Annotated in this window: 19 protein-coding genes and 1 pseudogene; 17 read left to right on the top strand and 3 right to left on the bottom strand. The window is 59.5% G+C overall.

The window, feature by feature from the left end; all coding sequences use genetic code 11:
• Positions 1 to 659: 659 nt before the first annotated feature.
• Genes NHAM_RS04995 through NHAM_RS04985 form a run of 3 tightly spaced genes read left to right on the top strand, consistent with a single transcriptional unit; the run spans position 660 to position 5,479 of the window.
• Positions 660 to 2,609 (top strand): PrkA family serine protein kinase, encoded by a 1,950-nt coding sequence (locus NHAM_RS04995; RefSeq protein WP_011509524.1) that lies wholly within the window; start codon positions 660 to 662, stop codon positions 2,607 to 2,609.
• A 15-nt stretch (positions 2,610 to 2,624) separates the two neighbouring features.
• The gene (locus NHAM_RS04990) at positions 2,625 to 3,944 is read left to right on the top strand and encodes a YeaH/YhbH family protein (protein ID WP_011509523.1); all 1,320 of its coding nucleotides are present in this window, start codon (positions 2,625 to 2,627) and stop codon (positions 3,942 to 3,944) included.
• Complete coding sequence (locus NHAM_RS04985; RefSeq protein ID WP_011509522.1) at positions 3,941 to 5,479, top strand: SpoVR family protein; 1,539 nt, start codon at positions 3,941 to 3,943, stop codon at positions 5,477 to 5,479. Before NHAM_RS04990 ends, NHAM_RS04985 begins: the two co-directional genes overlap by 4 nt.
• A gap of 169 nt (positions 5,480 to 5,648) precedes the next feature.
• Here the strand turns inward: NHAM_RS04985 and NHAM_RS28010 are convergent.
• Positions 5,649 to 5,786, bottom strand: a pseudogene (locus NHAM_RS28010) (IS110 family transposase); the annotation flags it as partial.
• Between the two features lie 223 nt (positions 5,787 to 6,009).
• Between NHAM_RS28010 and NHAM_RS04975 the strand changes: the two are divergent.
• The 6 genes from NHAM_RS04975 (at position 6,010) to NHAM_RS26465 (ending at position 12,848) form a co-directional block, all read left to right on the top strand.
• Positions 6,010 to 8,298, top strand: coding sequence for a TonB-dependent receptor (locus tag NHAM_RS04975; RefSeq protein ID WP_011509520.1), 2,289 nt, complete (start codon positions 6,010 to 6,012; stop codon positions 8,296 to 8,298).
• 40 nt (positions 8,299 to 8,338) lie between these two features.
• Positions 8,339 to 9,484, top strand: coding sequence for a PepSY-associated TM helix domain-containing protein (locus NHAM_RS04970; RefSeq protein WP_011509519.1), 1,146 nt, complete (start codon positions 8,339 to 8,341; stop codon positions 9,482 to 9,484).
• A 441-nt stretch (positions 9,485 to 9,925) separates the two neighbouring features.
• Positions 9,926 to 10,825, top strand: coding sequence for a hypothetical protein (locus tag NHAM_RS04965; RefSeq protein ID WP_011509518.1), 900 nt, complete (start codon positions 9,926 to 9,928; stop codon positions 10,823 to 10,825).
• A gap of 23 nt (positions 10,826 to 10,848) precedes the next feature.
• Positions 10,849 to 11,196, top strand: a complete 348-nt coding sequence (locus tag NHAM_RS04960) for a cupredoxin domain-containing protein (RefSeq protein WP_011509517.1) — start codon at positions 10,849 to 10,851, stop codon at positions 11,194 to 11,196.
• Positions 11,197 to 12,156: 960 nt separating this feature from the next.
• Positions 12,157 to 12,630, top strand: coding sequence for a hypothetical protein (locus tag NHAM_RS04955; protein ID WP_011509515.1), 474 nt, complete (start codon positions 12,157 to 12,159; stop codon positions 12,628 to 12,630).
• Positions 12,631 to 12,710: 80 nt separating this feature from the next.
• Positions 12,711 to 12,848, top strand: a complete 138-nt coding sequence (locus NHAM_RS26465; protein ID WP_157043534.1) for a hypothetical protein — start codon at positions 12,711 to 12,713, stop codon at positions 12,846 to 12,848.
• 264 nt (positions 12,849 to 13,112) lie between these two features.
• Here NHAM_RS26465 and NHAM_RS04945 read toward each other — a convergent pair whose 3' ends face one another.
• The gene (locus NHAM_RS04945) at positions 13,113 to 13,574 is read right to left on the bottom strand and encodes a Chromate resistance protein ChrB (protein WP_430707702.1); all 462 of its coding nucleotides are present in this window, start codon (positions 13,572 to 13,574) and stop codon (positions 13,113 to 13,115) included.
• Between the two features lie 136 nt (positions 13,575 to 13,710).
• Between NHAM_RS04945 and NHAM_RS04940 the strand changes: the two genes are divergently transcribed.
• From NHAM_RS04940 to NHAM_RS04910, 8 genes are all read left to right on the top strand, one after another.
• Positions 13,711 to 14,430: an ABC transporter ATP-binding protein gene (locus NHAM_RS04940; protein ID WP_041357721.1), complete on the top strand. Its 720-nt coding sequence runs from the start codon at positions 13,711 to 13,713 to the stop codon at positions 14,428 to 14,430.
• A complete protein-coding gene (locus NHAM_RS04935) occupies positions 14,427 to 15,350 on the top strand; it encodes an efflux RND transporter periplasmic adaptor subunit (RefSeq protein WP_011509511.1) in 924 nt (307 codons plus the stop codon). The genes NHAM_RS04940 and NHAM_RS04935 overlap by 4 nt, the downstream gene beginning before the upstream one ends.
• Positions 15,351 to 16,229: an ABC transporter permease gene (locus NHAM_RS04930; protein ID WP_198136999.1), complete on the top strand. Its 879-nt coding sequence runs from the start codon at positions 15,351 to 15,353 to the stop codon at positions 16,227 to 16,229.
• Positions 16,229 to 16,543, top strand: coding sequence for an FtsX-like permease family protein (locus tag NHAM_RS27465; RefSeq protein ID WP_245270051.1), 315 nt, complete (start codon positions 16,229 to 16,231; stop codon positions 16,541 to 16,543). The genes NHAM_RS04930 and NHAM_RS27465 overlap by 1 nt, the downstream gene beginning before the upstream one ends.
• Before the next feature lie 504 nt (positions 16,544 to 17,047).
• The gene (locus NHAM_RS26460) at positions 17,048 to 17,362 is read left to right on the top strand and encodes a hypothetical protein (RefSeq protein WP_049769294.1); all 315 of its coding nucleotides are present in this window, start codon (positions 17,048 to 17,050) and stop codon (positions 17,360 to 17,362) included.
• A gap of 218 nt (positions 17,363 to 17,580) precedes the next feature.
• Positions 17,581 to 20,169 (top strand): caspase family protein, encoded by a 2,589-nt coding sequence (locus NHAM_RS04920; RefSeq protein WP_011509509.1) that lies wholly within the window; start codon positions 17,581 to 17,583, stop codon positions 20,167 to 20,169.
• Positions 20,170 to 20,458: 289 nt separating this feature from the next.
• Positions 20,459 to 21,091, top strand: coding sequence for an acyl-homoserine-lactone synthase (locus tag NHAM_RS04915; protein ID WP_011509508.1), 633 nt, complete (start codon positions 20,459 to 20,461; stop codon positions 21,089 to 21,091).
• Between the two features lie 374 nt (positions 21,092 to 21,465).
• Entirely contained in the window at positions 21,466 to 22,551 is a 1,086-nt protein-coding gene (locus NHAM_RS04910; RefSeq protein WP_011509507.1) for an LLM class flavin-dependent oxidoreductase, read from the top strand.
• A gap of 60 nt (positions 22,552 to 22,611) precedes the next feature.
• Here NHAM_RS04910 and NHAM_RS04905 read toward each other — a convergent pair whose 3' ends face one another.
• Positions 22,612 to 24,984, bottom strand: a complete 2,373-nt coding sequence (locus NHAM_RS04905) for a TonB-dependent receptor (RefSeq protein WP_011509506.1) — start codon at positions 24,982 to 24,984, stop codon at positions 22,612 to 22,614.
• Positions 24,985 to 25,262: the final 278 nt, after the last annotated feature.

Below are 25,262 nucleotides of genomic sequence, written 5' to 3'. Positions count from 1 at the left end.
TATTCGTGCCGAGAGGGGCCAATTTGGTCCATGCCTAACTGATGAGGTCCATAGGCCGCTCCCGGAACGTCGTCCGTATATTAGCCGCTACGCTGGTGCCCGAACATTGCAGCAGCGGTCACTGCGGCAAACTTTGCAGGTGGAGTCATATTATCTCCTCTGCTTAAGGGCCAACGCAATTGTTGACCCACTCCTGACAGCTGTGTCGTGCTACCCAATCTGTCAAGTGGCTGATCGTGTTCGGCGCGGCATCACACGATCTGCCCCAAGAGGAATGCATTCTGCAAGGGCTGAACGCAGGTGATGTTCAGAATTATTGCGCCTGTTAATTGGCCTGCCGTCCCAAGCGCCATAACCGCCGGTGGCAACCGAGCGCGATAGCTACCGCGCCGCAACCCGCTTCGAAAACCACCCGAAATTACCGGATCGCCATGGCGCCGGATGCGGCGGTAGCATTCGCCGATAGCAGCATGGAGGCGGTCTCTTTCCACGCCATCGCGCTTCTTGCGATCTTGGTGCCGAACGCGGCAGCTAGCGGTGATCGCTTCCTCGTTCGCTCTTGCTCCGAACCACGATCAATTCAGCACGTGAACGGGAACCGCCGCGGCTTCATGAAAGTTGTGATGTAAGGACATCGCGGCGGGCACCGGGAGGCGACTATGCACAGCGAGCAGTCTGACGTCTTCGAATTGTTCTCTAAAATCTATAGCTCCGTGGCCCCGGAAGAGATGAGCCTCCAGCAATATCTACTGGCGTGTCGGGAGGACAAGTCGATGTATGGTTTGGCGCCCGAGCGCATGGTCGACGCGATCGGCGAACCCAAGCTGGTCGACACTAGCAAGGACGAGAGGCTCGGCCGCATTTTCGCGAATAAGACGATCAAGCTTTATTCGGCCTTCTCCGAGTTCTATGGCATGGAAGACACGATCGAGCGGATCGCCGGCTATTTCCGCTATGCTTCGCAGGGGCTGGAGGAGCGCAAGCAGATCCTCTACTTGCTCGGCCCGGTTGGCGGCGGCAAATCTTCGCTGGCAGAGCGACTGAAAAGCCTGATGGAGCAGCGCCCCATCTATACCCTCAAGGCCGGGAATCAAATTAGCCCGGTTTTTGAATCGCCGCTCGGCCTTTTCAGCCCTGACCGCATGGCCGATTTGCTGGAAGACAAATACGGGATCGCGCGGCGACGCTTAAACGGCCTAATCTCACCTTGGGCGGCGAAACGTCTTGATGAACTGGCCGGTGATATTTCCAAGTTTTCCGTTGTAAAGCTTATGCCGTCCCGGCTTCGCCAGATCGGCATCGCCAAGACCGAGCCTGGTGACGAAAACAACCAGGACGTCTCTGCGCTGGTCGGCAAGGTCGACATCCGCCAGCTCGAGAACTACAGCCAGTCCGATCCGGATGCCTATTCCTACAGCGGCGGCCTGAACCGCACCACACAGGGCCTGCTGGAGTTCGTCGAGATGTTCAAGGCACCTATCAAGGTGCTGCACCCGCTGCTCACGGCAACGCAAGAGGGCAGCTACAACGGCACCGAGAATTTCGGATCATTTCCATACCAGGGAATAGTCGTGGCCCATTCCAACGAATCGGAATGGCTGCAGTTCAAGAACAACAAGAACAACGAGGCGTTTCTTGACCGCATCCTGGTGGTCAAGGTGCCATATTGCTTGCGGATTACCGAGGAAAGGCAAATCTATGATAAGCTGCTGCGCGAAAGCGAGCTTGTCGACAGCACCTGCGCGCCGGAGGTCCTGGACATCCTCAGCCGGTTCACGGTTTCAACCCGTTTGGCTGAACATGGCAACTCGCCCCTCTACACCAAGATGCGGATCTATGACGGCGAAAACCTTAAGGACGTCGACCCCAAGGCAAAGTCGGTCCAGGAGTATCGGGACGCTGCCGGCGTCAATGAGGGCATGACCGGCGTCAGCACCCGTTTTGCTTTCAAGATCCTGTCGCAGACCTTCAACTATGATACCGAAGAAGTCGCTGCCGACCCCGTTCATCTGATGTATATTTTAGAAGATGCCATTAAGCGCGAACAGTTTCCGAAAAAGGCGGAATCCGCCTATCTCGATTTCATAAAGTCTGAGCTCGCCACCCGGTACGCCGAGTTTATCGGCCATGAGATTCAAAAGGCCTATCTCGAATCCTACAGCGAATACGGCCAGAACCTGTTCGACCGCTATATTGCCTATGCCGATGCCTGGATCGAAGACCAGGACTACAAGGATCCCGATACCGGTCAGATCCTCAACCGCGAGGTGCTGGACAACGATTTGTCGCAAGTCGAAAAACCGGCCGGCATAGCCAACCCGAAGGACTTCCGCAACGAGGTGGTGAAGTTTACGCTGCGGGCGCGGGCCCGCAATGACGGCCGCAACCCGTCATGGACGAGCTACGAGAAGCTGCGCGAGGTGATCGAGAAGCGCATGTTCGGCCAGGTCGAGGATCTGCTGCCCGTGATCAGCTTCGGCTCCAAGCAGGACAACGTCACCGAGAAACGCCACCACGAATTCGTGCAGCGGATGATCGCGCGCGGCTATACCGAGCGCCAGGTGCGGCGGCTGGTGGACTGGTACATGCGGGTCAACAAGGCCGGTTGAAGGTGGGGGCATACAATGCCGATCTTCATCGACCGCCGGCTCAACCCGAAAGACAGGAGCCTCGGCAACCGGCAGCGTTTCCTTCGGCGTGCGCGCGAGGAGTTGAAGCGCAGCATCCGTGATCGCGTTCGTAGCGGCAGGATTTCCGACGCGGACGGCGAGCAGGCAGTCTCGATTCCGACGAGGAGCACGGACGAGCCGCGCTTCGAGGCAGCCAAGGACAGCGGCCGGCGTGAACATGTGCTGCCGGGCAATAAGCATTTCGTGCCCGGCGATCGGCTGCGCAAGCCCGGCCATGGTGCTGCCGGTACGCCCGACCCGTCGATGAAGGACTCGGAAGACGATTTCCGCTTCGTGCTGTCGCGCGAGGAGGTGCTCGACCTCTTCTTCGAGGACCTCGAACTGCCCGATATGGTCAAGCTTAGTTTAAAGGAAATCCTCGCTTTCCGGCCGCGGCGGGCGGGCTTTGCCGCGACCGGTTCGCCGACCAACATCAATGTCGGCCGCACCATGCGCAACAGCTACGGCCGCCGCATCGCGCTGAAACGCCCCAAACGGGAGGAGGTCGACGCAATCCGGCAGGAGATTGCGGAACTGGAATCGGGGTCGCAGAGCCCGGTTGCCAGACAGCGCATCGCCGCGCTGCAAGCCGAAGTGGAGCGGCTGGAACGGAAGCGGCGGCTGATCGCCTATGTCGATCCGGTCGACATCCGCTTCAACCGCTTCGAGGCGCAGCCCATTCCGAACGCCAAGGCGGTGATGTTCTGCCTGATGGACGTGTCCGGCTCGATGGGCGAACGCGAGAAGGACCTTGCCAAACGCTTTTTCGTATTGCTGCACCTGTTCTTGAAGTGCCGCTACGACCGCACCGAAATCGTTTTCATCAGTCACACCCATGAAGCGCAGGAAGTGAATGAGGAAACCTTCTTCTACAGCACACAGAGTGGTGGCACGGTGGTCTCCACCGCGTTGGAAAAAATGCACCGCATCATCGCCGAGCGCTATCCCGGCAGCGAATGGAACATCTACGCCGCGCAGGCGTCTGACGGGGATAACGCCGCCGCCGATTCGCACCGCTGCATTACGCTCCTCGACGAGGAGATCATGCGACTTTGCCAGTACTACGCTTATGTCGAAATCATCGATGAGCGCGAACGGCATATCTTCGGCACAACAGAGAACGGAACCTCACTTTGGCGAGCCTATAGTTCCGTCAACGCGAACTGGCCGAACTTCCAGATGACCCGCATCGCCGATGCAGCCGACATCTACCCGGTGTTCCGGCAACTCTTCACCCGGCAGGCGACGGCGGAAAAATTGAGGGTTCGCCGATGAATGCCACCTCACGTAAACCCGGCCTGCTGTTCTCTGGTCCTGACTGGGATTTCGGTACCCTGTCGCAGGCCTTCGACGTGATCGAACGGGTAGCAATCGAAGAGCTTAACCTCGATATCCATCCGGTGCAGATGGAGATCATCTCGTCCGAGCAGATGCTGGACGCCTATTCCTCCATCGGCATGCCGCTGATGTACCGGCACTGGTCGTTCGGCAAGCACTTCCTCTACCAGGAACAGCTCTATCGCAAGGGCGGTCGCGGGCTGGCTTATGAGATCGTCATCAATTCCAACCCCTGCATCGTCTATCTGATGGAAGAAAACACCATGGCGCTGCAGGCGCTGGTGACCGCCCATGCCGCGCTCGGCCACAATCATTTCTTCAAGAACAACTATCTGTTCAAAGAGTGGACCGATGCCGGTACGATCCTCAGCTATCTCGACTTCGCAAAGAATTACATCGCCCGCTGCGAGGAGCGGCACGGGCTTGCCGCCGTGGAGGCAATCCTCGACCCGGCGCACGCGCTGATGGAACAGGGCGTGTTTCGCTACCGGCGGCCTCCGAAGCTGTCGTCGGAGAAACAGCGGCAAGGCCTTCGCGAGCGCCTCGAATATGAGGAGCGATCCTACAACGACCTCTGGCGCACCTTGCCGCCGTCGAAAAGCGGGAGCCAGGTCGAGGGGAGCGAAAGCAAGACGGCCGAGCGTCGCAAATCGCTGAATCTTCCGGAAGAGAACCTGCTCTATTTCCTCGAGAAGAACAGCCTGATCCTGGAGCCGTGGCAGCGCGAAATCCTGAGGATCGTGCGCGTCATCGCCCAATATTTCTACCCGCAACGGCAGACGCAGGTGATGAACGAGGGTTGCGCCACTTTCGTCCATTACACGGTCATGAACGCGCTGTTCGATCGCGGCCTGATCAACGAAGGCGCGATGCTGGAAATCCTGCGCAACCATTGCAACGTGACCTTCCAGCCGGCCTTCGACGACCCGCGCTATACCGGCATCAACCCCTATGCGCTCGGGCTGGACCTTATGCAGGACATCCGGCGCATCTCGACCGAACCGACGGAAGAGGACCGCGACTGGTTCCCGGACATCGCCGGCAAATGCGACTGGCGCGCCACGCTGCTCAATGCCTGGGCTAACCACCGCGACGAATCCTTCATCCGGCAGTATCTGAGCCCCACGCTGATCCGAAAATGGCGGCTTTTCCTGCTTTCCGACACCGCCAGCGAACCGCATTACGAGGTTGCCTCGATCCACAACGAGCGCGGGTACGAAAAAATTCGCTCGGCGCTTGCCCACAGCTACGACATCGGGGCAAGCCGTTCCGACATCCAGGTCGTCGATGTCGATCTGCTCGGCGACCGGCACCTGCGGCTGGAGCACAAAGTTGCCGACGGCGTTTTGCTGGAGGATGGTAGCTGCGGCGCGACGTTACGACACATCCGCAGGCTGTGGGGCTATAAGGTTAGTTTGGTAGGCGTGGATGCAGATACGGGCGCAAAAATCTATGAACGCTTGAGCGATTAGGAGACCTGCGCGCGGGTGGGTGTATATTCATTCAGGAAGTAAGCGCCAATCAGGTGGCGCTGTACCTGCGTGAAAGCGGCGTGCTCGCCCCCGCGATTCTGTTGGGACAATTGGGGTGCAGGCCATCGCGACAGCTCCCGGTTTCCAGATCGACCAGAGATATCGACAAGTCATTGCTGCCGAGGATCCGCTGAATAACACGTCGCATGCTCACGTCCGACGTATCGACCTCGCCGAAGCAGCGGACTTCTCCTTCCCGGCCGGCATCCGCAATTGCTATGGCATTCCTCAGCTTCGCAACATCGATTCCGACAACGCCACCTCACCGCCAGAAGCGAATATACGGTCTTACGACTAAACCGCTCTCGACGTGAATCGAACTGTAACGCCCACTCAGAAAAGCGTCCCGCAGTTGTCCCATTGTCCCATGACTTAGATCGATTCTACTTCTCGGTTCGCCACGCGAATTGACCCGTATGTCGGGACACGTGCATAGGAGCCTGCTGAGGCAATGGGGTTGGGGTTGATGAATGGCACATGAAGTCGCGGCCAGAAATATTGTACGCATTGTTTCGCTTGGAGCAGTGAGTTGTCTTTCCCTCTCCTTGGATTTTCCAAACGGTAGTCAGAAAGCATTCGCTCAAGCGAGTTTGCCGCCTATCACGGTGGTCGCTCCGCCAAACCCAACGGTCCGGCAAGCAAGCCAAAAGCCTCGAACGTCTGCAGCGCATACAAGGAGGCGTGTTGCCGTACCAAGTTCGCGGCAGGCACAACCAGTTCCCTACCTGACACCTTCCACCGCGACGCTGGGCGTGCCGCCCGTTTCCTATGCCGGGGGGCAGGTCGCGACCGGGGCAAGCCTTGGGCTGCTCGGTAATCGCAACGTCTTTGACACTCCTTTCAGTACGACGAGCTTTACGGAGAAGCTCATTCGCGACCAACAAGCCCGAACGCTTCAGGACGTTGTCAACAATGATGCGTCTGTGCGCACCAACGTGCCCGCTTACAGCGGCATCCAGGGCTTTTTCATCCGCGGCTTTCCGGTGTTTGCGCAGGACATCGCCTTCAATGGGCTATACGGCGTTGCCGACTCCTTCAGCCCCGCACTCGAACCGATCGAGCGTGTCGAAGTGCTACGCGGCCCGAGCACGATGCTGAGCGGCATGCCGCCTTTCGGCACGATCGGCGGGACCATCAATCTTGTTCCAAAGCGCGCCACGGACCTGCCACTCACGCGCTTCACAACCGGGTTTATCTCCAACGCCCAGAGTTATAACGCAATTGATGTCGGCCGGCGCTTCGGGCTCAACGGCGAGTGGGGAGTACGCTTCAACGGTGCCTACCAGACTGGTCACACCCCGATCGATAACCAGAAGCAGGAGTTCGGGGTCGGGGCTCTTGCCATCGACTACCGCGGCGATCGTTTGCGATTTAGTGCAGACCTCGGCTACCAGCAACTGGATTTCAACTCCCCTCTTCGAAACCGATCTGTTTTGCCGGGCTTTCCCATCCCCAAGGCGCCCGACTTACGCATCAATCAACAACAGCCTTGGGAATATCGTGACAGCAATAACAGGTCCGCAGCCCTCCGGGCTGAGTACGACGTGAGCGACCAGCTCACCGTCTATGCCGCGTATGGCCATAGCTTCTTTCATCAGGTCTACTTCGGAGGGCTGCCATCGATCTTCAATGCGCGCGGTGATTACCGCTACCCGATCCGATTGACCCCGTATCAGACCAATAGCGACACCGGCGAGGTTGGGCTGCGGGGGCAATTTGAGACGGGTCCGGTGAAGCACCGGATCGGCGCCACCGTGGTCGGCCTCTGGCAAGGTACTGGTTTGATCAATATTCCGGTCGGATCAACAATCACTTCAAATATCTACAATCCTGTCTACGCCCCGCCGCGCAGCGATGTCGGCCTGCCCCGTTTTTCGCCGACCACCGCAGAGCGATTTAACCGGAGCGTTGCGATCGCGGACACGATGTCATTCCTGGATGACCGTGTGGAACTCACCATCGGTGGGCGATGGCAAGGCATCGGGGCAAAGGCCCTTAGCCCGACGATGGGCCTGACAACTTCGGATGCAAACAACGAGGCCTTTTCTCCCGGTGCCGGCATCGTCGTAAAGCCGATCGAGCATCTGTCTTTGTATGCCAACTATGTCGAAGGGCTGACATCGACGGCGCCGCCGATCAATGCCGTCAACCTCAATCAGAACTTTCCCGCCGCGGTATCGAAGCAGGTGGAGGTCGGAGCAAAATACGATTTCGGCTCCATTGCGGTAACCGTCGCTGGTTTTGAGATCAAACAGCCAAGCGGCTTCCTCGATCCGACGACCATGGTGTTTGCTCTCAACGGCGAACAACGCAATCGCGGACTCGAGGTCAACGTGCTCGGCGAGCCAATCCAGGGATTGCGTGTTCTGGGCGGCGTCAGCTTGATTGAAGGCGTGCTGACCAAGGCCTCGAACCCCGCATTCAACGGCAATACTGCCGTCGGCGTCCCGGCGGTGCAGTTCAATCTCTACGGCGAGTACGACTTGCCATCCGGGTTGGCGCCAGGCGTGACTTTGACGGGACGGGTCATCCACACGTCATCGCAATTTTACGATCAGGCGAACACGCAAAGCATCCCGGATTGGACCACGCTTGATCTCGGCCTTCGCTATACGACCACGATCCAGCGGACGCCCGTCACGCTGCGCGCCAATATCCAGAACGTCACCGGCGCCAACTACTGGGCCACGACCGGGCGCGGGATTCTGAGCCCGGGCGCGCCGCGCACGTATCTGCTTTCAGCGAGTTTCGATTTCTGATTGGACGAGAAAGAGAAATTTGCCAGGGGACGCCAATCTGGTGAATGCTGACTCCGCCACATGGATCCCGCGCCTCCGGCGCGCGTTTATCCGGATACACCGATGGCTTGGATTCAGCGCCGGCGTCATCGTCGTGTTGGTCGGTCTCACCGGCAGTTTCATCGTCTTTTACCGGGAGATCGACGCGGCGCTGAACCCGGCGCTCTACGCTCCGGTTGGCCCAGAGCAAACAGTCGCTGTCAACGAAGTGATGCGGGCCGCAGCAGAAGTGGACGCGGCGCCGATCACGGCAATCGTAGCTCCAGACCGGATCTGGCCTGTCTGGGTCGTGATCCACACCCACCCGAGCAAGAAGGGCCGTTATCCAAATCGCTGGACGACCATGATCGATCCTTCGAACGGGCAAGTGCTCGGGCACCGCGACTACACGAACGCATTCGCGTTCACAGTCTATCGTCTGCACTACACGCTGTTGCTTTATGAATGGTGGGGCCGGGATCTGGTCGGCGTGGTTGGGTTGGCGCTCCTGGGTTCGACCCTGTCCGGTTTGTGCTTGTGGTGGCCAAGGCGAGGCGGTTTCCGGCGATCGATATCGGTTCGCAACGGCGTTTCGCCCCAGCGATTCACTATCGACCTTCACAATGCGGTCGGCTTTTGGGCGCTGATCGCGCTTGCCGTGATCTCGGCCACGGGTGTCGGCATCGTTTTCCCCGAGGCCATGCGTCCCGTCGTTAGCCTTGTGTCGCCGGCGACACCCTACCCCTCACCAAAGGTCGATATCCCACCCCCGAAAGGAACGCCGCTACTGTCGGCGGATGCGATCGTCGCGATGGCGCGGGCAACAAAACCGAGGCAGGACATCGCGGTCCTGAACCCTCCGGTCGAGATGCGCAACACGTGGCGCGTGCTGTTCCGCCCGGCGGCGGGAACCGATCCCGCCGTGCGTTCGCGTGGGGCGATCTGGTTTGACCCGTGGAAAGGCGCGGTCGTGCACGACCGCTTCTCGGACATGTCGATGGGCGATCGCTACATGACCGAACAGCTATGGCTCCACAATGGAGGAACGCTCGGCTTTGTCGGCCGCCTGATCGTATTCATATCCGGCTTCGCACCACTCGCCTTGTTCGTGACCGGCTGCACAATCTGGCTCAACCGGCGATCAGCAAGGAAGGCCTTGCAAAACTGACCGGTCGACCGCCGTGGCGGTCCTGATGCCGACCGACACCGCGAGCCAATTGATCCGCCTGGAGATGCAGGGGGCACTCTTGGAGATTTATTCAGAGATTTGCGCCAGCCCAGATTGGCTGGCGCCGCGCCTTGGGTTAGGCTGTGGTCGGCGAGCCCCAACGCCAACATGCCATGCTATGCCGCGCCAATCGGCCCTATTCGCCGCGCATCAGCGGCTACCGCGGCAAGACTATTACGATCGACATTTGGCTTCAGCATCGGCTCCAGCTCGCTCGCCCGCTGCGTTCCGCACCCAGCCATTGCCGATGTCGCAGCGCGGTTGGGTCGCTGCCTAACCGGCCACTGGAGAGCAGCTAGAATCATTCCAGTTTAGAACATTTCTTTTTGCCTGCGACATTTTGTCATGCCATTCCATGCGCACCTAATCGAGGGGGCGAGCATGGAAAAGAAAAGAACGCTGGCGCGGACCGCGCTGGCGTTGGGGATGCTGTTGTCTGGTTTCACGGCGCTAAGTAGTGCCGCGCAGGCAGAGGATTACACGGCATGGCGCGATATAGAGACCAAGTACATCTTCGGATTCACCACCGGCTCCGGCATCGGGCTGGAGGGTGAAAAGGAGTTCACGGTCGACGCCATCGGCCGCTTCGGCAAACGTGACGGCAGCTATGGGGCCAGCGAAACCAAGTACGAGTTCGAATTCACACCGTCGCAGTTCATCCAGATCGAGTTCGGCGCGCTTGGATCGACGCACGATATCCACAACGTGCCGGATCTGGATAATCGGCGGCAGGTCGCGCTCGCCGGTGGATTCGCCGAATTCCGCTATCTCGCGATCGAGCGTACGTCGAGCAATCCGCTCGCGGTGACGCTGGGGCTCGAGCCGACCTTCCGCCGTATCGATGAAACCGGCGGCGAGCGTATCCACAACTACGAACTCGAGACAACCATCAATGCCGATCTCGAGTTAGTCAAGAACCGGTTGTTTGCCGGATTCAATTTCCTTTACGAGCCGGAGGTTACCCTTACTGCACTCGATGAAACCGTGCGCGAAGCCAAGCTCGGCGGTTCGGCCGCGCTGGCGTGGCGAATCGCGCCGAACGTCGTGATCGGCGGCGAGGTCTGGTACCTGCGGCACTACGACAGCATCGGCCTGCAGGACTTCACCGGCGACGCGGTGATGCTTGGACCGACGCTCTACGTCCGCTTCGCGCCGAAGATGTTCATGACCGCAGCCTGGAACACCCAGGTCTGGGGCCGTGAAATCGGCAATCCGGTTTCGCTCAATCTCGCCGAATTTCAGCGCAATCGCGCGCGACTCAAGTTCGCCGTCGAGTTCTGACACCCAGCACTGGAGATATCTTCATGTTATTTGCACGCACGGTTCTTCTCGTCACTGCTTCGGTAGCCTTCGGCATCGCCGCTTCCCTGCCGATTGCACACGCCCAACAGGCGACGAGCCTGACAGTCACCTACGCCAACGGCAAGTTTCAGCTCTCGGCCTTGCATGCTCCGGCCAACACGCCGCTGGCGCTGACGGTCAAGAACCTCGATGCCAAGTCGATGGAATTCGAGAGCGCCTCCCTGCGCGTCGAAACAGTCATCGACGCGAAAAGCGAAGGCGTTATCAAGCTGCGGCCGCTCAAGCCGGGAAAGTATGATTTCTACGACGACTTCGGCGGCAAGGCGGAAGGCACCCTGACGGTCCAGTAACCGGTGCCGGCTCGATCTTCTGGCTTCACCGGCCAGGTCGCAATACGGTCGAAGCCAATGGCAACGACGGTGCATTCACAGGATGTATACATACAAGTAACCAAGTAATGCTCGACACACAAAACCTGATCGCTCCCGACGCCATTCGTCGGTTTGTTGGGGCCGGATTGAACGCCGATAGAATATGTCCTCGGCTTACGGCTAACCAAGGGCGCCTTATTCATCGACCCTCATTCATTCGCCATATACTTTTGCCGTATATTGCGCCGGCTCTATCATCCAAGAAGACACGGCTGTGAAAAAGCTCCTTCCGCTTGCATTTGTTGCGCTCTGTCTCGTTCCCACCGCTTCTCAGGCACACGATGGCCAAATTGCTGCCGGGGTTGCCGGTGGGCTTCTTGGTGGGATGCTGCTAGGCGGTGCATTAGCCCCCCGCCCTTACTATGCGCCCGCTCCGGTCTATGTTGAGCCCGAGCCCGTCTATGAGAGACGCTGCTACTGGTCCCGTGGGGAAGCCTATTGGGATGACTGGCGCGAGCGTTGGGTGCGCCCGCGAGTGCGGGTTTGTGATTGACACCAAGGCTGCCCGACCAGGGCGGCCTTCTTGTTTTTAGCCGCGATGATAACGAAAGCATTCAACGGGAGGCATACGACGCGTCGGTCCGCAATCCGCATCGCCGCGCGGGGCCGTTCTTGTCAACGGCGTGGAGATGGAGCACGCATTTGATCTCTGCGGCGACTATCGCAAAAAAGGGTTGTTTGCGTTTATGACGTGCGTCCAAAAATCTCGCGCAATAGTTGTCTGATTAATCGAGCAATCATAGTCGTCCGTACTAACACGGTCATTTGATGAATCCCCCCGATGCTGCGGGCGGTTGCCGATCGATGTTCATCGATGGTTCATCTGCTCCGTGAAAGATATGATGCGAGGGCGATATCTCTCATGATGGGAGAAACGTCATGACCTCCACACCTAAAATTAGAAAGACAATTACCGCTACGCTCGCTGCTGCGTTTGTCACCGCTGGCGTGATGACCTGGTCCGGACCGGCCGAGGCGCGTTTCGGCGGCGGTGGCATGGGAGGCTTCCACGGCAGCATGGGTGGCGGCTTCCACGGCGGTGGCTTCCATGGTAGCGGCTTCCATGGTGGTGGCTTTCACGGCGGTGGCATGCAGATGAGCGGATTCGCCGGACGCCCGTTCGTACACTCGGGGTTCGCCACCCACAGGGCCTTCTTCGGGGGCCACCGCTTCCACCATCGCAACTTCTTCTTCGGCCCCTCGTTCGCGCTGGCAGCCTTCGGCGCGCCCTATTACTACGACAACTACTATGACAATAACTACAATAACGATGATAGCTGCTATATCGTGCGAAGGCGTCACATAAATCAATGGGGCTACGTGGTAAGCCACCGCGAACTCGTGTGCTATTAAGAAGCTGTCGCCGGAGCAGGGCAAGAGTTGCCTATGCCCCGAAGTTCTCGCTGGACTGTGGCATCTTCTGAATTGCTGTCATGGCTGCCTTTCGCGACGAATGCAGCGCACCGAACTCGCTGGTCGCAGGCCGAAACCGGGACTTGTGCTATTCGATCTATCAAGCGGTCGGCTACCTGCCGAGAACCGGCTTCGGCCTCAAGGCGTTAGTCTCGTAGTGATACCGCCAGACGGTGTCGCCGCCACCCTGAGCGTGCGGTTCGGCGACGCCGTCGGCGATTTCCTGGGCAAGCGGTTGGCGAGCGGCGGCATGGCGTTGAGTCGATACACCGCCTCTGTCGCCCTTGCGGTGTTTATCGTCGGATGCATCGTATTGCCAAGGCCGCCGAAACCTGCGCGCAGAGCGCAATTGTTGAGGGCGTCGCGGTTTCCATGGACATCGAGCAGCTCACCTATGAAGCCGGACGCTTGGAAGAGAAAGGTCACTCCTTGAGGCGATTTTCCTCCTGGGCCTCGAAAACACGCTGCGCATAGCTTTCGAGCAACACTTCGCAATCCTTCAACTTCCTCTCCGCTTCAGTGGCTAGCGGGGCACCGTAGAAATCAAGTTTCTTGATTTTCTCAAGCCACCCCTGGAGCTTCTTGAGATCAGTGTCCTCCTCCTCGAGTTCGGCGTACGTGAACTTGTTGATGGAGAACTCCTTCGCAATCTCCTTCTCGAAGCCTACACAGCGCCCGAGGAATTCCCGGTACTGGTCGTCCCGATCGGCCTTGAAGCGGTCGACGACTTTCTCCTCTTGGCGTTTGTCGAGTGCAACCGTTTCCAGAATGACGGCGTCGCCGCCCATTTCGGCGACCTCGTTCTCGACCATTTTCAACTTCCGAACATGCGCATCCGTCTTCGGCAACAGGCAGACGCCGTTCTGAAGATAAACCGCGCCCATGCCTTTTAGACGGCGCCATAACGCGACCCGCCTGGCGCCCGGCTCCGCAGGTACTTTGTAGGTCAACAGTAGCCAATTTAGCTGTTGCATAGCTACAATATAATGATACGACTGTTACAAATCAAGCGAAATGGCTATGAATGCAACCTACCCTAGCGTCGTTCACTGTCGCGGTCTGACGAAGGCGTTCGGTGTCGGTTCTACCGCAACGTACGCGCTGCAGGGAGTCGATCTCGACGTCAGAGTTGGCGAGATATTGATGATTATGGGGCCTTCGGGATGCGGGAAGACGACCCTGCTTTCCGTAGTTTCTACCCTGCTCGACCTCGATGCGGGGACTTGCGAGGTTCTTGGACGAGATCTTGCGCGAATGAACCAGATCGAGCGTTCACGCTTTCGCTGCGCGACGATGGGGTTCGTTTTTCAAAGGTTCAATCTACTGCCGGGCGTTTCGATCCTCGACAACGTCACCGTCCCTCTTCTGATCGGCGGGCACTCCCGCAAAGACGCCGAAAGCAGGGCCGTTAGGATTCTGGACGAACTGGGTCTTCGCGATCGCACTTCGGCGTCACCGAACGAGTTGAGCGGAGGCCAACAGCAGCGAGTGGCTATCGCCCGCGCCCTCGTCCACAACCCGAAACTCATCGTTTGCGACGAGCCAACGAGCGCGCTTGATCAAAATACAGGACAGGTCGTGATGGAGACGCTACGCGACCGGGCTCGACAGACCGATCGCGCGGTGATCGTCGTTACCCACGACACACGCATCGTGAACTACGCGGATCGGATCGTGCGGATGGAAGATGGAGTAATCATCGGCTGCAACGGTGCCATCGAAGCGGAGATGCCGTCATGATCGGCAAATACGCATTGCCCGCGTTGGCGATCGTGGGCCTTGCTGCCGCCGCCTTCGAAATCCGCGCCGGGGAACACTCGCCCGCCCACTCGGCACCGGTTATCCGCTCGGTCGAATCTCCCTTCACCTCGAACGTGGCGGGTACGGGTATTGTCGAGGCCAGCACCGAGAACATTGCTATCGGAACGCCAGTCTCTGGCGTTGTTGCAAGCGTGCTGGCGAAGCCAGGTAGCCATGTCCGTGCTGGCGAGGCCCTCTTCAGGATCGACGATCGTGAATTGACAGCCCAACTGCTGCCGGCGACTGCTCAAGTGGGCGAAGCAGAGGCGACCCTCGCCAGGGACAAAGACATCCTCGACCGCGGAGAGGCTCTGTCAAAGGCCAACCGGGATGCCATTACTGTCGAGGAGTTACGACGGCGGCGCTTCGTGGTCGCGATCGATCAGGCCGCACTCGATCGCACAAAGGCCGACGTCGAGCGTCTCAAGATACTGTTGTCGAGATATACCGTCACCGCCCCGGTGAACGGACTCGTGATGCAGGTGAAAATCCGCGTTGGCGAATTCGCAACGACCGGCGTACTTGATCCCCCGCTGATGGTCCTGGGCGACGATGTACGGCTGCATGTCCGCGTGGACGTTGACGAACAACAAGCCTGGCGGGTGAAACAGGAAGCCCCGGCAGTTGCCTTCGTCCGGGGGAATCCTGACCTCAAGACATCGTTGAAATTTGAGCGGCTGGAACCGATGGTCGTGCGCAAGGCGTCGCTGACGGGCGAGAGCATCGAGCGGACCGACACGAGGGTACTGCAGGTGATCTACAGCTTTGATCCGGCCGCTCTGCCCGTCTACGTGGGGCAACGACTGGACGTGTTCATCGACGCATCACCGGACCAGCGCGTCGCGGGTGGAGTTCGATAAGTGTTTCGCCTGGGCATGCGGATGCTGATCGCCGACCGGGCCAGATTTCTGGCCCTGCTGTTCGGCATCGCATTCACCGCTTTTCTGGTCTCTTTCGCCGCTTCCTATTTCTGCGGGTTCATGACACGCAGCTTTGCATTGATCGCGGAGAATCCCGCGGCGGACGTTTGGGTCATGGACCCGGCGGTCGTGACGCCCGAGCAGACCGTGAACATGCCTGGAGCTACCCTGAACAGAATCCGCAGCGTCGATGGCGTGTCGTATGCAACACCGCTGATGCTCGGCTCTTCGGCCGTCCGATTCAGCAACGGCCGGATTCAGGTCTTTCAGATCATTGGCGTCGATGACGCCACGCTGGCTGGAGCGCCCTCGCTTGAGGACGGCCTTTCACAGACGGTGCTTCATCGCCCTGATGCCGCCGTTGCCGCAGCCGGCGGCACGGAGGACAAGCTGGAGACTCCGGCGCGACCAGCCGACCTCTGGCCGATTGATGGCCCCCATCTCGACATACCAACCCGGCAAATCACTGCCGGGGACGAGGTCGTGGTGAACGGACACCGCGTCAAGATCGAGGGCGTCGCATCGGCCTTGCCGCGCTTCCCGCCGCGGCCCCTCCTCTACATGACGTTTGCCAATGCCTCCCGCGTCCTGCCGCCCGAGCGTCGCATCCTGACCTTTGCACTGGTTAAGGCCAAACCCGCAACCGATGCACACGAACTCGCGTTACGCATCCAAGCATCGACAGGCTTGCGCGCACGAACTGCGCAGGATTTCCGGTCCGACACTGTCTGGTGGTTCCTGCTCAACTCCGAGGATGTTGGCGACGTTGCCTCGATGCTGGTGCTGGCCATGGCGTCGGCTTTGGGTTTGCGGGTGTGATGCTCTACATGTTTACCCACGCAAGCCTTGGCCAGTACGCTGTCCTGAAGGCGATGGGCGCGACGACGAAGATGTTGATGTCGATCGTCTGCGCTCAGGCCGGGTTTTGTGCGCTCGTCGGAACCGGCCTCGGCCTTGGCATGTGTGCGATCGCAGGTCATCTGGCGGCCTCTCAAGGATATCCGTTCCGGATGATGTGGTTCACTCCGTTAGCAGGCACCGTTGCGGTTCTTGTAGTCAGCCTGGCTGCGGCACTGATCTCCTTCCGTCCGGTTTTAAGACTGCAGCCGGCAACGGTGTTTTCGACCAATTGAACGTCGGCAACAATCCGCTCATCCCGTACGTCAAGGCGCGCATTTAGCGTCAAAGGCTTCTTTCCACTTTGGCGCGCGTTACCTGACAGGTCGAGGCTGGACAAGAGAGCCAGAATCAGCCGCTGAGGCGCTCCCCCGAGTTGGCGACCTCTTTCATTTCTTGCCGTTCTGCATGGCGACTGTGGTGGTCGGGAAATCATCCCCCACGACCCAGCAATCGAGGCCACCAGCCCTTCCTTTCGTTGGCCACGTTCCAACCGCAATCTATTCAGCCGCAGTTAATTCGGCGCGTCCTACGTTGCACCTCACATTTGTGATTGGAGGCTTCGATGAGAATGGTAATATTTGCAACTCTTGGACTTGGTGCGTTGGGTGCCGTTGCGGCAACGTCAACCGCAGTCTCTGCTATGCCGCTCCCGTCGGTTGCGGTGCCATCGTCAAACGCCGAACAAGTCCGCTACGTTTGTAACGAATGGGGCCGCTGCTGGTGGCGACCAGACTACCGTGGTTACGGCTATCGATATCGCCGCGATGACGATGAGGGGCCTCGCTATTATCGACGACCCTATGGCTACTATGGCGGGTATGAGGATGGTCGTCGTGGCTGGCATCACCGTTGGCACCACGACGACGACTGATGATATCGACGAAGTGTTGGCGTTATCGATAATGCGGCAATTGAAATTCACCGGTGCACTTCTCAGTCAGGCCATTGGCGGAAACACCGGAAGAACTCTCCTCGGCGCTGGCGCTGGCGTCCTGCTTGGGGCAGCAGTCGCTGACTCAACCAATCCGTGTCCGGGCGGTCCGCCGATATGAGGGGGACAGAATGCGCTTGCCTCGCGGATCAGGCACGTCACCGTCGAATCCATCTGCCATATCCTAAGCTGGCGTTAGGACGTTGCAGACCGGTGCTAATCGCTATCGGCAGAATGGTCTGAACCCCACCATAATTTGGACCGCTTTCGTTCAGACACCATTCAGGCCACACCTGCGATCAAATGCCAATTGGTACTGCGATGACCGGAGCAACACCCATGCGTGTCTTGGCCTGCATTGCGCTCGCCCTTATCGCACTCACGTCGTTATCTCCAACCAACGCGCAACAAGCTGAAAAGCGCGTTGCTTTGGTGATCGGTAACGCCGCCTATCAGTCAGAAGCATTGCCGACCACTGCGAACGATGCTGGTCTCATCGCCCAGACACTGCAGGCTGCCGGATTCGATGTGGTCGGCGCGCGCGATCTCGACCAGGACACGCTGCGCCGTACGTTCCGTGAGTTTCTCGACAAGGTCAGCGCGTCCGGACCAGACACCGTCGCCTTCATCTATCTCGGTGGATATGGCGTACAACTCGAAGGCGAGAATTACTTCGTACCGGTCGATGCGAAGCTCGCGCGCGATACCGATGTGCCGCTCGAAACGCTCCGGCTATCCGACTATATCCGGCCGCTGGCGGCGCTGAAAATCAAAGCGGGTATTGTCGTCCTCGATGCCGCGCGCGCCAATCCGTTCTCCGGATCGGACCAGCCGTTGGCCAGCGGCCTCGCACTGGTGGAGCCCGAACCGCACATGTTGATCGCCTTCAATGCGGCTCCCGGCACGGCGGCGCCGCAGGAGAAGGGGCCGTACGGCGCTTATGCGCAGGCGCTCGCCGAAATGATCCGCACCGGCGGCCTGCCGCTCGCCGATGTGTTCGACCGGACCCGTCTGCGCGTCAATGAAATGACCAAAGGCGGCGAAGTGCCCTGGAGCGCGTCGAAGATCGAGGCGCCTTTCATGTTCTTCGACCGCGCGCCTGACGCTCCACCACCGACCGCGTCAAATGAACAAATTGCCACGATGCGCGCGCGACCAATTCGCGATCTCGACGCGCAGGATGCATATGTCGCCGCGCTGGAACGCGATACGCTGCGAGGGTATCTCGATTTTCTCGCCGCCTATCCGAACGATCCGATGGCGAGGCGTGTCCGCGCCATTGTCGCCGCGCGCCGGGAAGCGATCACCTGGCGGTACACACGTAGCGTCGACACGCCACAGGCCTACTGGTCGTATCTGCGCCGCTATCCGCGCGGACCGCACGTCGCCGACGCCCATCGCCGCCTCGCATATCTCGCCGCTGCGTTCGAGCCGCCCCCGACTTTCACTGCTATCAGCTATGACGTCCCGCCACCGCCCGAAGACGAGATCGTGTATTTCCGTCAGCCGGTGCTGGTCTTTGACGATCCGGACTATGGATTCGCGCCACCGCCGCCACCGCCGGTGTTCTTCCTGCCACCGCCACCACCGGATTTCGTCGTGCTTGCACCACCGCCACCCGTATTTGCGGCGTTCGTGCTGCCGGTCCCCGATTATGTGCCGATGCCGGCATATTACAGCCCGCCGCCCTATGTGGCGCCGCCGCCGCAGAACGTCATCTATAACAACATCCACAATACAGTGGTGATCAACACCACCACCAACATGGTCACGATCACCAGGCCAGGCGGTCAGCCGCAGACGGTGACGCCGGCGCAGGCGCTTGCGTCGCAACCTGTATCCGCAACTCCGGCAGCAACACCAAGCGCCACACAGCAACCTGCCGCGCAGCAGCCTGCTGCGCCTGCATCGGGCGCGCCTACCACGCCGACCGCTCCCGGTATCGCAGCTACACCGCCGCACGGCGTATCTCCCGGCGTCGCTGCCGCCGGAGCGGCCGTCGCTGGCGCCGCTCTCCTCGCACCGGCATTACCGAAAACGGTGGCCAAAAAAGCGGCGATGATCCGGCCGCAGAATCCATCGGCACCGGCGCAACAATCAAAGTCTCCGGCTCAAGCAGGACAACCCGGGGCCGCACAGTCCGGCCAGCCGAACGCCGGTCGGGGACAGACAGCACCTGCCTCACTCGATCATAAGTTGACATCGCCGCCATTGCCGGGCGGTCCCGGCGGACAGCCGCTGCCTTCCGCGAACGGCAAACTACCGATCAAGGGCCAGCCACAACATTCTTTGCACGCGCCGTCAGGCGGCAAGGCAGCTGTGCGACCTCTACCAAGCCCCAGCGGTCAGCCGGGCTCTCCGGTGCAGTCGCCGAAGCGGGACACCGGTGCAGAACCTGTTGCCAGTCCACCGCAGACCTCGCCATCGCCTGATCATAAGCCGGCCGCACAACGATTGCACGGCGCGCCATCGCTCCCCTCCGTAAATGGCAAGCCACCGGTTCCAGGTCAGCCACACCGTCCGCAAACGCAGCAAGAAACGCTGTCGCCACCCGTTGCATCGCCTGCGCAATCGGGTCGCAAAACTGTCGTCCGGCCGCCAACTAGCCCGCATGGTCAAAGCGATCGACAGGTTTCACCAGCGCACCCTGCGCGACAAAAGCCTGTTGCCTCACAGCCTCGGACACGAGCCGCGTCGCCGCATATCGCACGTCCGACACCGCCGCCCGCTGTACGCTCCGCCCCACGTCCGGTCTCGCGGCCAGCACCTCCGCCGAGGATGCGGCCGTCGCCGCCACCCCAAATGGCGCGCCCACCTGTTGCGCGTCCTACGCCACCTCACGTGACGCGACCGACCCCACCACCCAAGGCCCATCCGACACCGCAGGCCACTAAGCCGTGCGTCCACGGACAACCGTGTAAAAGATAGGTCGATTTTCGGCTGGGAAGCGGCTGTTCATGGCGAAAAAGCGCGCGAAGCAGGAATTGCTTCTGCCTTCGGACTCGAAGAGATCGGTGTTACCCTAAACGTCTCAGAGCACCTCGTCGACAAAGTGGCACGTAAACTCCGCGCCAAGTTGAACGCAACGAGCCGCACCCAAATCGTCGCGCTCGCGCTCAGGCACAACATCATCCGCTAATCAAGGTACGGATTCGCGTACTTGCCCCCCCGGCTTCCTTTTGCCCTATTCGGCTTGGGCTTAGGTAGGGGATTTCGAATGATTCACATCGTCACGGCGGAAAATATCGGTGCGTACCAGTACGAGATGGAGCAGGCTTATCGATTGCGTCACAATGTCTTTGTTGACGAAATGGGATGGGAGGATATGCGGAAGCCTGATGGCCGGGAGATCGACCAGTTTGACGACGGCCGCGCAATCCACATGCTCCACGTCGACGAGGGTCGCGTCCTGGGATATCAAAGAATGCTACCCACGATGCGCCCTCACCTCCTCACCGAGGTGTTGCCCAACCTGTGTGAAGGCGATTTCCCTGTAGGGCCGCATGTTTGGGAGTGGACACGCTATTGCGTGACGTGTGAACATCGCGATCGTGGGCGTATTCTGAGTCCGGCCGGCAACCTTCTTTTGTCATCCATTGTCGAATGGGGCCTGGCGAATAGCGTCAAAAAAATCGTCATCGAGATGAATCCGTTGTGGCTGCTTCGCTTGGTGCAATTGCACTTCCGCGTGACGTCCCTTGGTTTACCCCAACAGATCGGGGAGGACTCCATTGTCGCCGTTACCGCGGCGTTCGACCGACGTACACTTAGAAAGCTGCAAGAGATGCGTGGCAATGACCTCCCGGCCATTGTGACCCAACCGGAAGCCGACCGGCGGTCGCTCGCTTAGGCAAGCGATTCCAAGTGGCGTCGGTCCCTTCAATCTGTGTCTCGGCCATGACCCGTCCCTGCATCGCGCTTTCGATGACATCGTTCTTCGATGGTAGACCTGCTTTCTTTTGATTTTCACGATCGCTTGGGTGACCGACCCCCACGAAGTAGTCCGTTTGGAATGTTAGCAACAGGGAATTTACAGGGAATTTGCGGATGTTCGGCCCCCACGGACGATTTGAGTATACCCCATGGCAAACACACGCCGAAGCGGCCGTATCGCGCGCGCTTAATCGCTTTGTCCTTCGGTGACTTATGTTATATATATGAATATATATCGATTGGCGGCGGCGCTAATTTGCCGCCCAACATTTCGTATGCGAGACAATCCTGATGACTGATAGCATATACGCGTCAACCGTGAGTTCGGAAATCGGACGTCCAGTGCCCGACGCGGGCAAGGCAGCAGGGCCCTTCCAGCTCGGCTTGTCCGGCTGCGCAGGCGGCCTTGAATCGATTTCGACCTCCCAGATTCTTGATCTGGCCGAGAAAGTCGAGACTTTGGGCTTCGCCGGGATCTGGCTCAACGAAGAGCACTTCCAGGGCAGCATCGTGGAGGTCGAGGGTCGGCGATGTCACTCCCCGCTCGTCCTGGCGTCCGCGATCCTGGCGCGTACCAAGCGGCTGCGCGTCGGCTTTTCCGTGCTGTTGGCGGCACTGCACAATCCGGTCCGTCTTGCCGAAGAAATCGCGACGCTCGATGTGCTCTCGGACGGCCGCGTGGACCTCGGCATTTCCCGCGGCAACAATCCCCGCTATCTCAATGCCTACGGCGTCAAACCGGAAGGCACCGCCGACCATTTCAGGGATATGCTGACATTCCTGCCCCGCGCCTGGGCGGTCGGCACGCTGCCATTCGGCGAAGCCAGTCACTCGATCGAGCCGAAGCCGATCCAGACGCCGCACCCACCCATTTATGTCGGCACCAACACCAACGAGACCGCCGCGTGGGCGACGCAAAACGGCCACAGGATCATCTGTCATGGCATCATCAGCATGCCGAACCAGCGCCGGCTGATGCGCGCTTATGTCGATGCCGGCGGCGATCCCGCGGAAGTGCCGTTCGGGCGCTTTGTCTATGTCAGCGAGACCGATGCTTCTGCGCGCAAGGAGTTATGGCCGACCATCGAGAAGTTGACCACACGGCTGAAGGGCTTCGGCTTGTTCAAGCGCGAAGGGATAATCGACGAGGCGCGCCTCCAACCGGAGAACTTCTACAGCGACATGGTGATCGCCGGCTCACCGGAGACCTGCGCCGAGAAGTTCATGGCCCTTCACGACGAACTCGGCGTGACCTACCTCAACGCGCTCTCCGCCTTCTTCGGCTTCCTGCCGCTTCCACTGCTCGAACGTTCACTCGACCTGATGGGAAGCGTGTTGCGGCCGAGACTCGAAAAGGCGCTGGCGACCGCCGCCTGATTCGGCAAAGACAAAAAAAGCGGCGCGCGGCGCATTTGCGCGGCGCGCTGCTTGATTTCGTCAGAACCTAATCGACAGCGATCCCACTACCGTTCGCGGCGCGCCAGCGTAGTAATTGGCGCCTGCGCTGAGATCAGTATCGTTCGGCGAGATTTGGGAGACGTAGCGGCGATCGAAGATGTTGAGCACTGAGAAGCTCGCTTTTACGCTTTCGATGCCGAGGTGCCTGCCAAGGTCATAGGATGCTGTGAAGTCGGCCACCGTGTACCCCGGGACGCGTTGCGTATTCGCGGCATCGCCGTAGCGCGGGCCGATGTATCGGACGATCGGCGAGATGGAGAGACCGTCCCACTGATAGGTGACGCCGCCCTTCACCATGACTTGCGGCGCGTTGGGGATTTGCTTGCCCTTGGTCGCCAGCGTGGCGCCGCCGCTGAGTGTCGGCGTGTCGGAGTCGAACGTCTCCGAAACCCATGTGCCGGTGCCAAACACGGCCAAACGCCCGGTTAGCGCATATGACGCTTCGAGTTCGGCGCCATATTCAGTGCTTGAGCCTGTGCCCTGATAATAGGCGATGTTCGGCCCGATCGTCGGGTCGACGATCTTGACCTGCTTGTTCTGATGCTTGGCGTAGAATACGCCCGGGACGATGGTGAGGCCGTTGTTGCTGTACCGCAGCGACGCATCGAACTGGTCCGCGATCTCCGGCCGAACCTTGTCCACCAGCGTCTGCAGCGTATAGCCTTTGCCGAGGAAGGTGGTGCGGTTGGAGATATAATTGCTTGCCTGCGGACCCCAGTCCGGGCGTCCGAACCTGCGGCCGTAGGAGACGTTGGCGCTCAGGACCGAGTTCAGATCCTGCCGGACGGCGATGTTAGGTAGCCAGGCGGTATAGTCGCGAGCCTGTACGTTTGCATCGGGATAGAGTGCCGGATTGGTCGCCAGTGCTTGATCGTAGGTGCCGTCGGGAATGCCCGCCGTGTTGAAGTATTGCATGTGCGGCGCGCCCAGGATCATGTAGCGCACGCCGGCGGTCACGAAAGTAGCACCGAACTGTTGCGAGACCTGGAAGTATGGACTGTTGACCGAAAAGTCGTCGATTTTGGCAAGGCTCTGCCAGTTGGCGAAAACCAGATTGCCGGCATTGACGGTGAAGCGACGCTGGTCTGTAGGCGGCGGCGGCGGTTGCACCGATTGCCACCAATAGCCGGCGACCACGTCCGTCCCGGTCGCAAACTTGCCCGTATACTCGAAGACATTGCCGATGTTCTGGTTCTGCTGACGCCAGATCTGCACCTGATTGCCTGCAGCCGAATAGTTGTAGCCGTTGTTGTTCCAGAAATACGGCTTGAACAGCAGATGCTGGCCTGGCGCAAAGTTGTAATCGACCTTGGCAAGGACCGCGAAATCCTCGGCGGTGGTACGATTGTATTTGTAATAGTTCACGTCGGTCGCCGGATTGCCCGTCAGCACCGTGTTGTAGTCGAACATGTAGTTGTGGCGGATATCCTGCGTCTGGGCGTAGCTCAGCCCGCGGTAGGCATTGCCGTCGAACTTGTTGTAGACGGCGTTGACGTCCACCGTAATGCGTTCGCCGATCGCCTGATTGATGCCAAGGGTTACGTTCTGGCGCTCGTTATCACCAGCACCCTTCCATTTGTCTGCACCGATGTTTGATAAGGACATAAACGCCTTGGTCCCCGTCTCCGGCAACAGCCCTGTATCGACACGAACGAATGTCTTGTAGAAACTGTCGCTACCGAATGCCTGCCGGCCCGTGACCCCCGCTTTGTCTTGCGGGCCGAGAATAAGCTGGTTGATGACGCCTGAAGCATTCGACAGACCAAGGCTTTGATCGGATGGTACCGCGCCGCGGTAGATGTCGATCCTGCGGATGTTTTCCAAATCGTAGAGGTCGGTGCCGCCGACGATGCCCATCAGCGGCAATCCTTCGATATTTTTAGAGAGATGGAAGTCGCCCTTACCGCGAATATTGATATTGCGGGTCGGGCTGAGACCGTACGGATCAGGGCTTTCAACCAGCACCGACGGCGTCATGGTCAATGCCTGGTAGAAGCTGGTCTGCGCGGGGCCGCCGAGAATGGCGATGCCCTGCGGTGTTACGCTGCTGGCACCAGCCGGCCGCGGGGCGGTGCTGAGAATCTGGTTTTGCGGCGCCAGCACACCGACGGGTTGCTGTTGTTGCTGTTGCTGCTGCGCCGGTTGTTGATTTTGCGGCGCAGCCTGACGCGAACGTCGCGCGGTCCGGCCCCGCGTATTCTTTTTCCCGTTCTGCTGCACGTTTTTCGGCTGGCCGTCGGCGGTAACGGTCACCGGCGGAAGCTTCTTTGAATCCTGCGAATCCTGCGCCACGGCCAGCGTGCCATACGACCCGCTGCTGAGCAGGGCACCGATGAACAGTATTCTCTTCACGATTTGGTCCCCCAATATTCCACGCAACGGCGCACAACCGCGCCGCCTCGCTCGCAATGTGTGAAAAGGTGCTGTATCCCCCGATACAGTCATCTGCTGCCCGCGCGATCCGTGGATTTCTCAGATCCGACCGGACCGATTTCGGTCATTCTCGCGCGCGAGGCGCGGCTCCCGACCAAAAAGCGGGAACGGTTTGAAGCATCGTGACGCGAGTACTTCAAATCGTTATATTTATAAAAATATCGCGTATAGAATGGAACTTACTGCGTCAAGCAACT

The sequence above is a fragment of the Nitrobacter hamburgensis X14 genome, assembly GCF_000013885.1.
Lineage (GTDB): Bacteria > Pseudomonadota > Alphaproteobacteria > Rhizobiales > Xanthobacteraceae > Nitrobacter > Nitrobacter hamburgensis.
The sequence above is the reverse complement of the archived record's forward strand: the minus strand, read 5'-3'. Positions and strand labels throughout refer to the sequence as shown.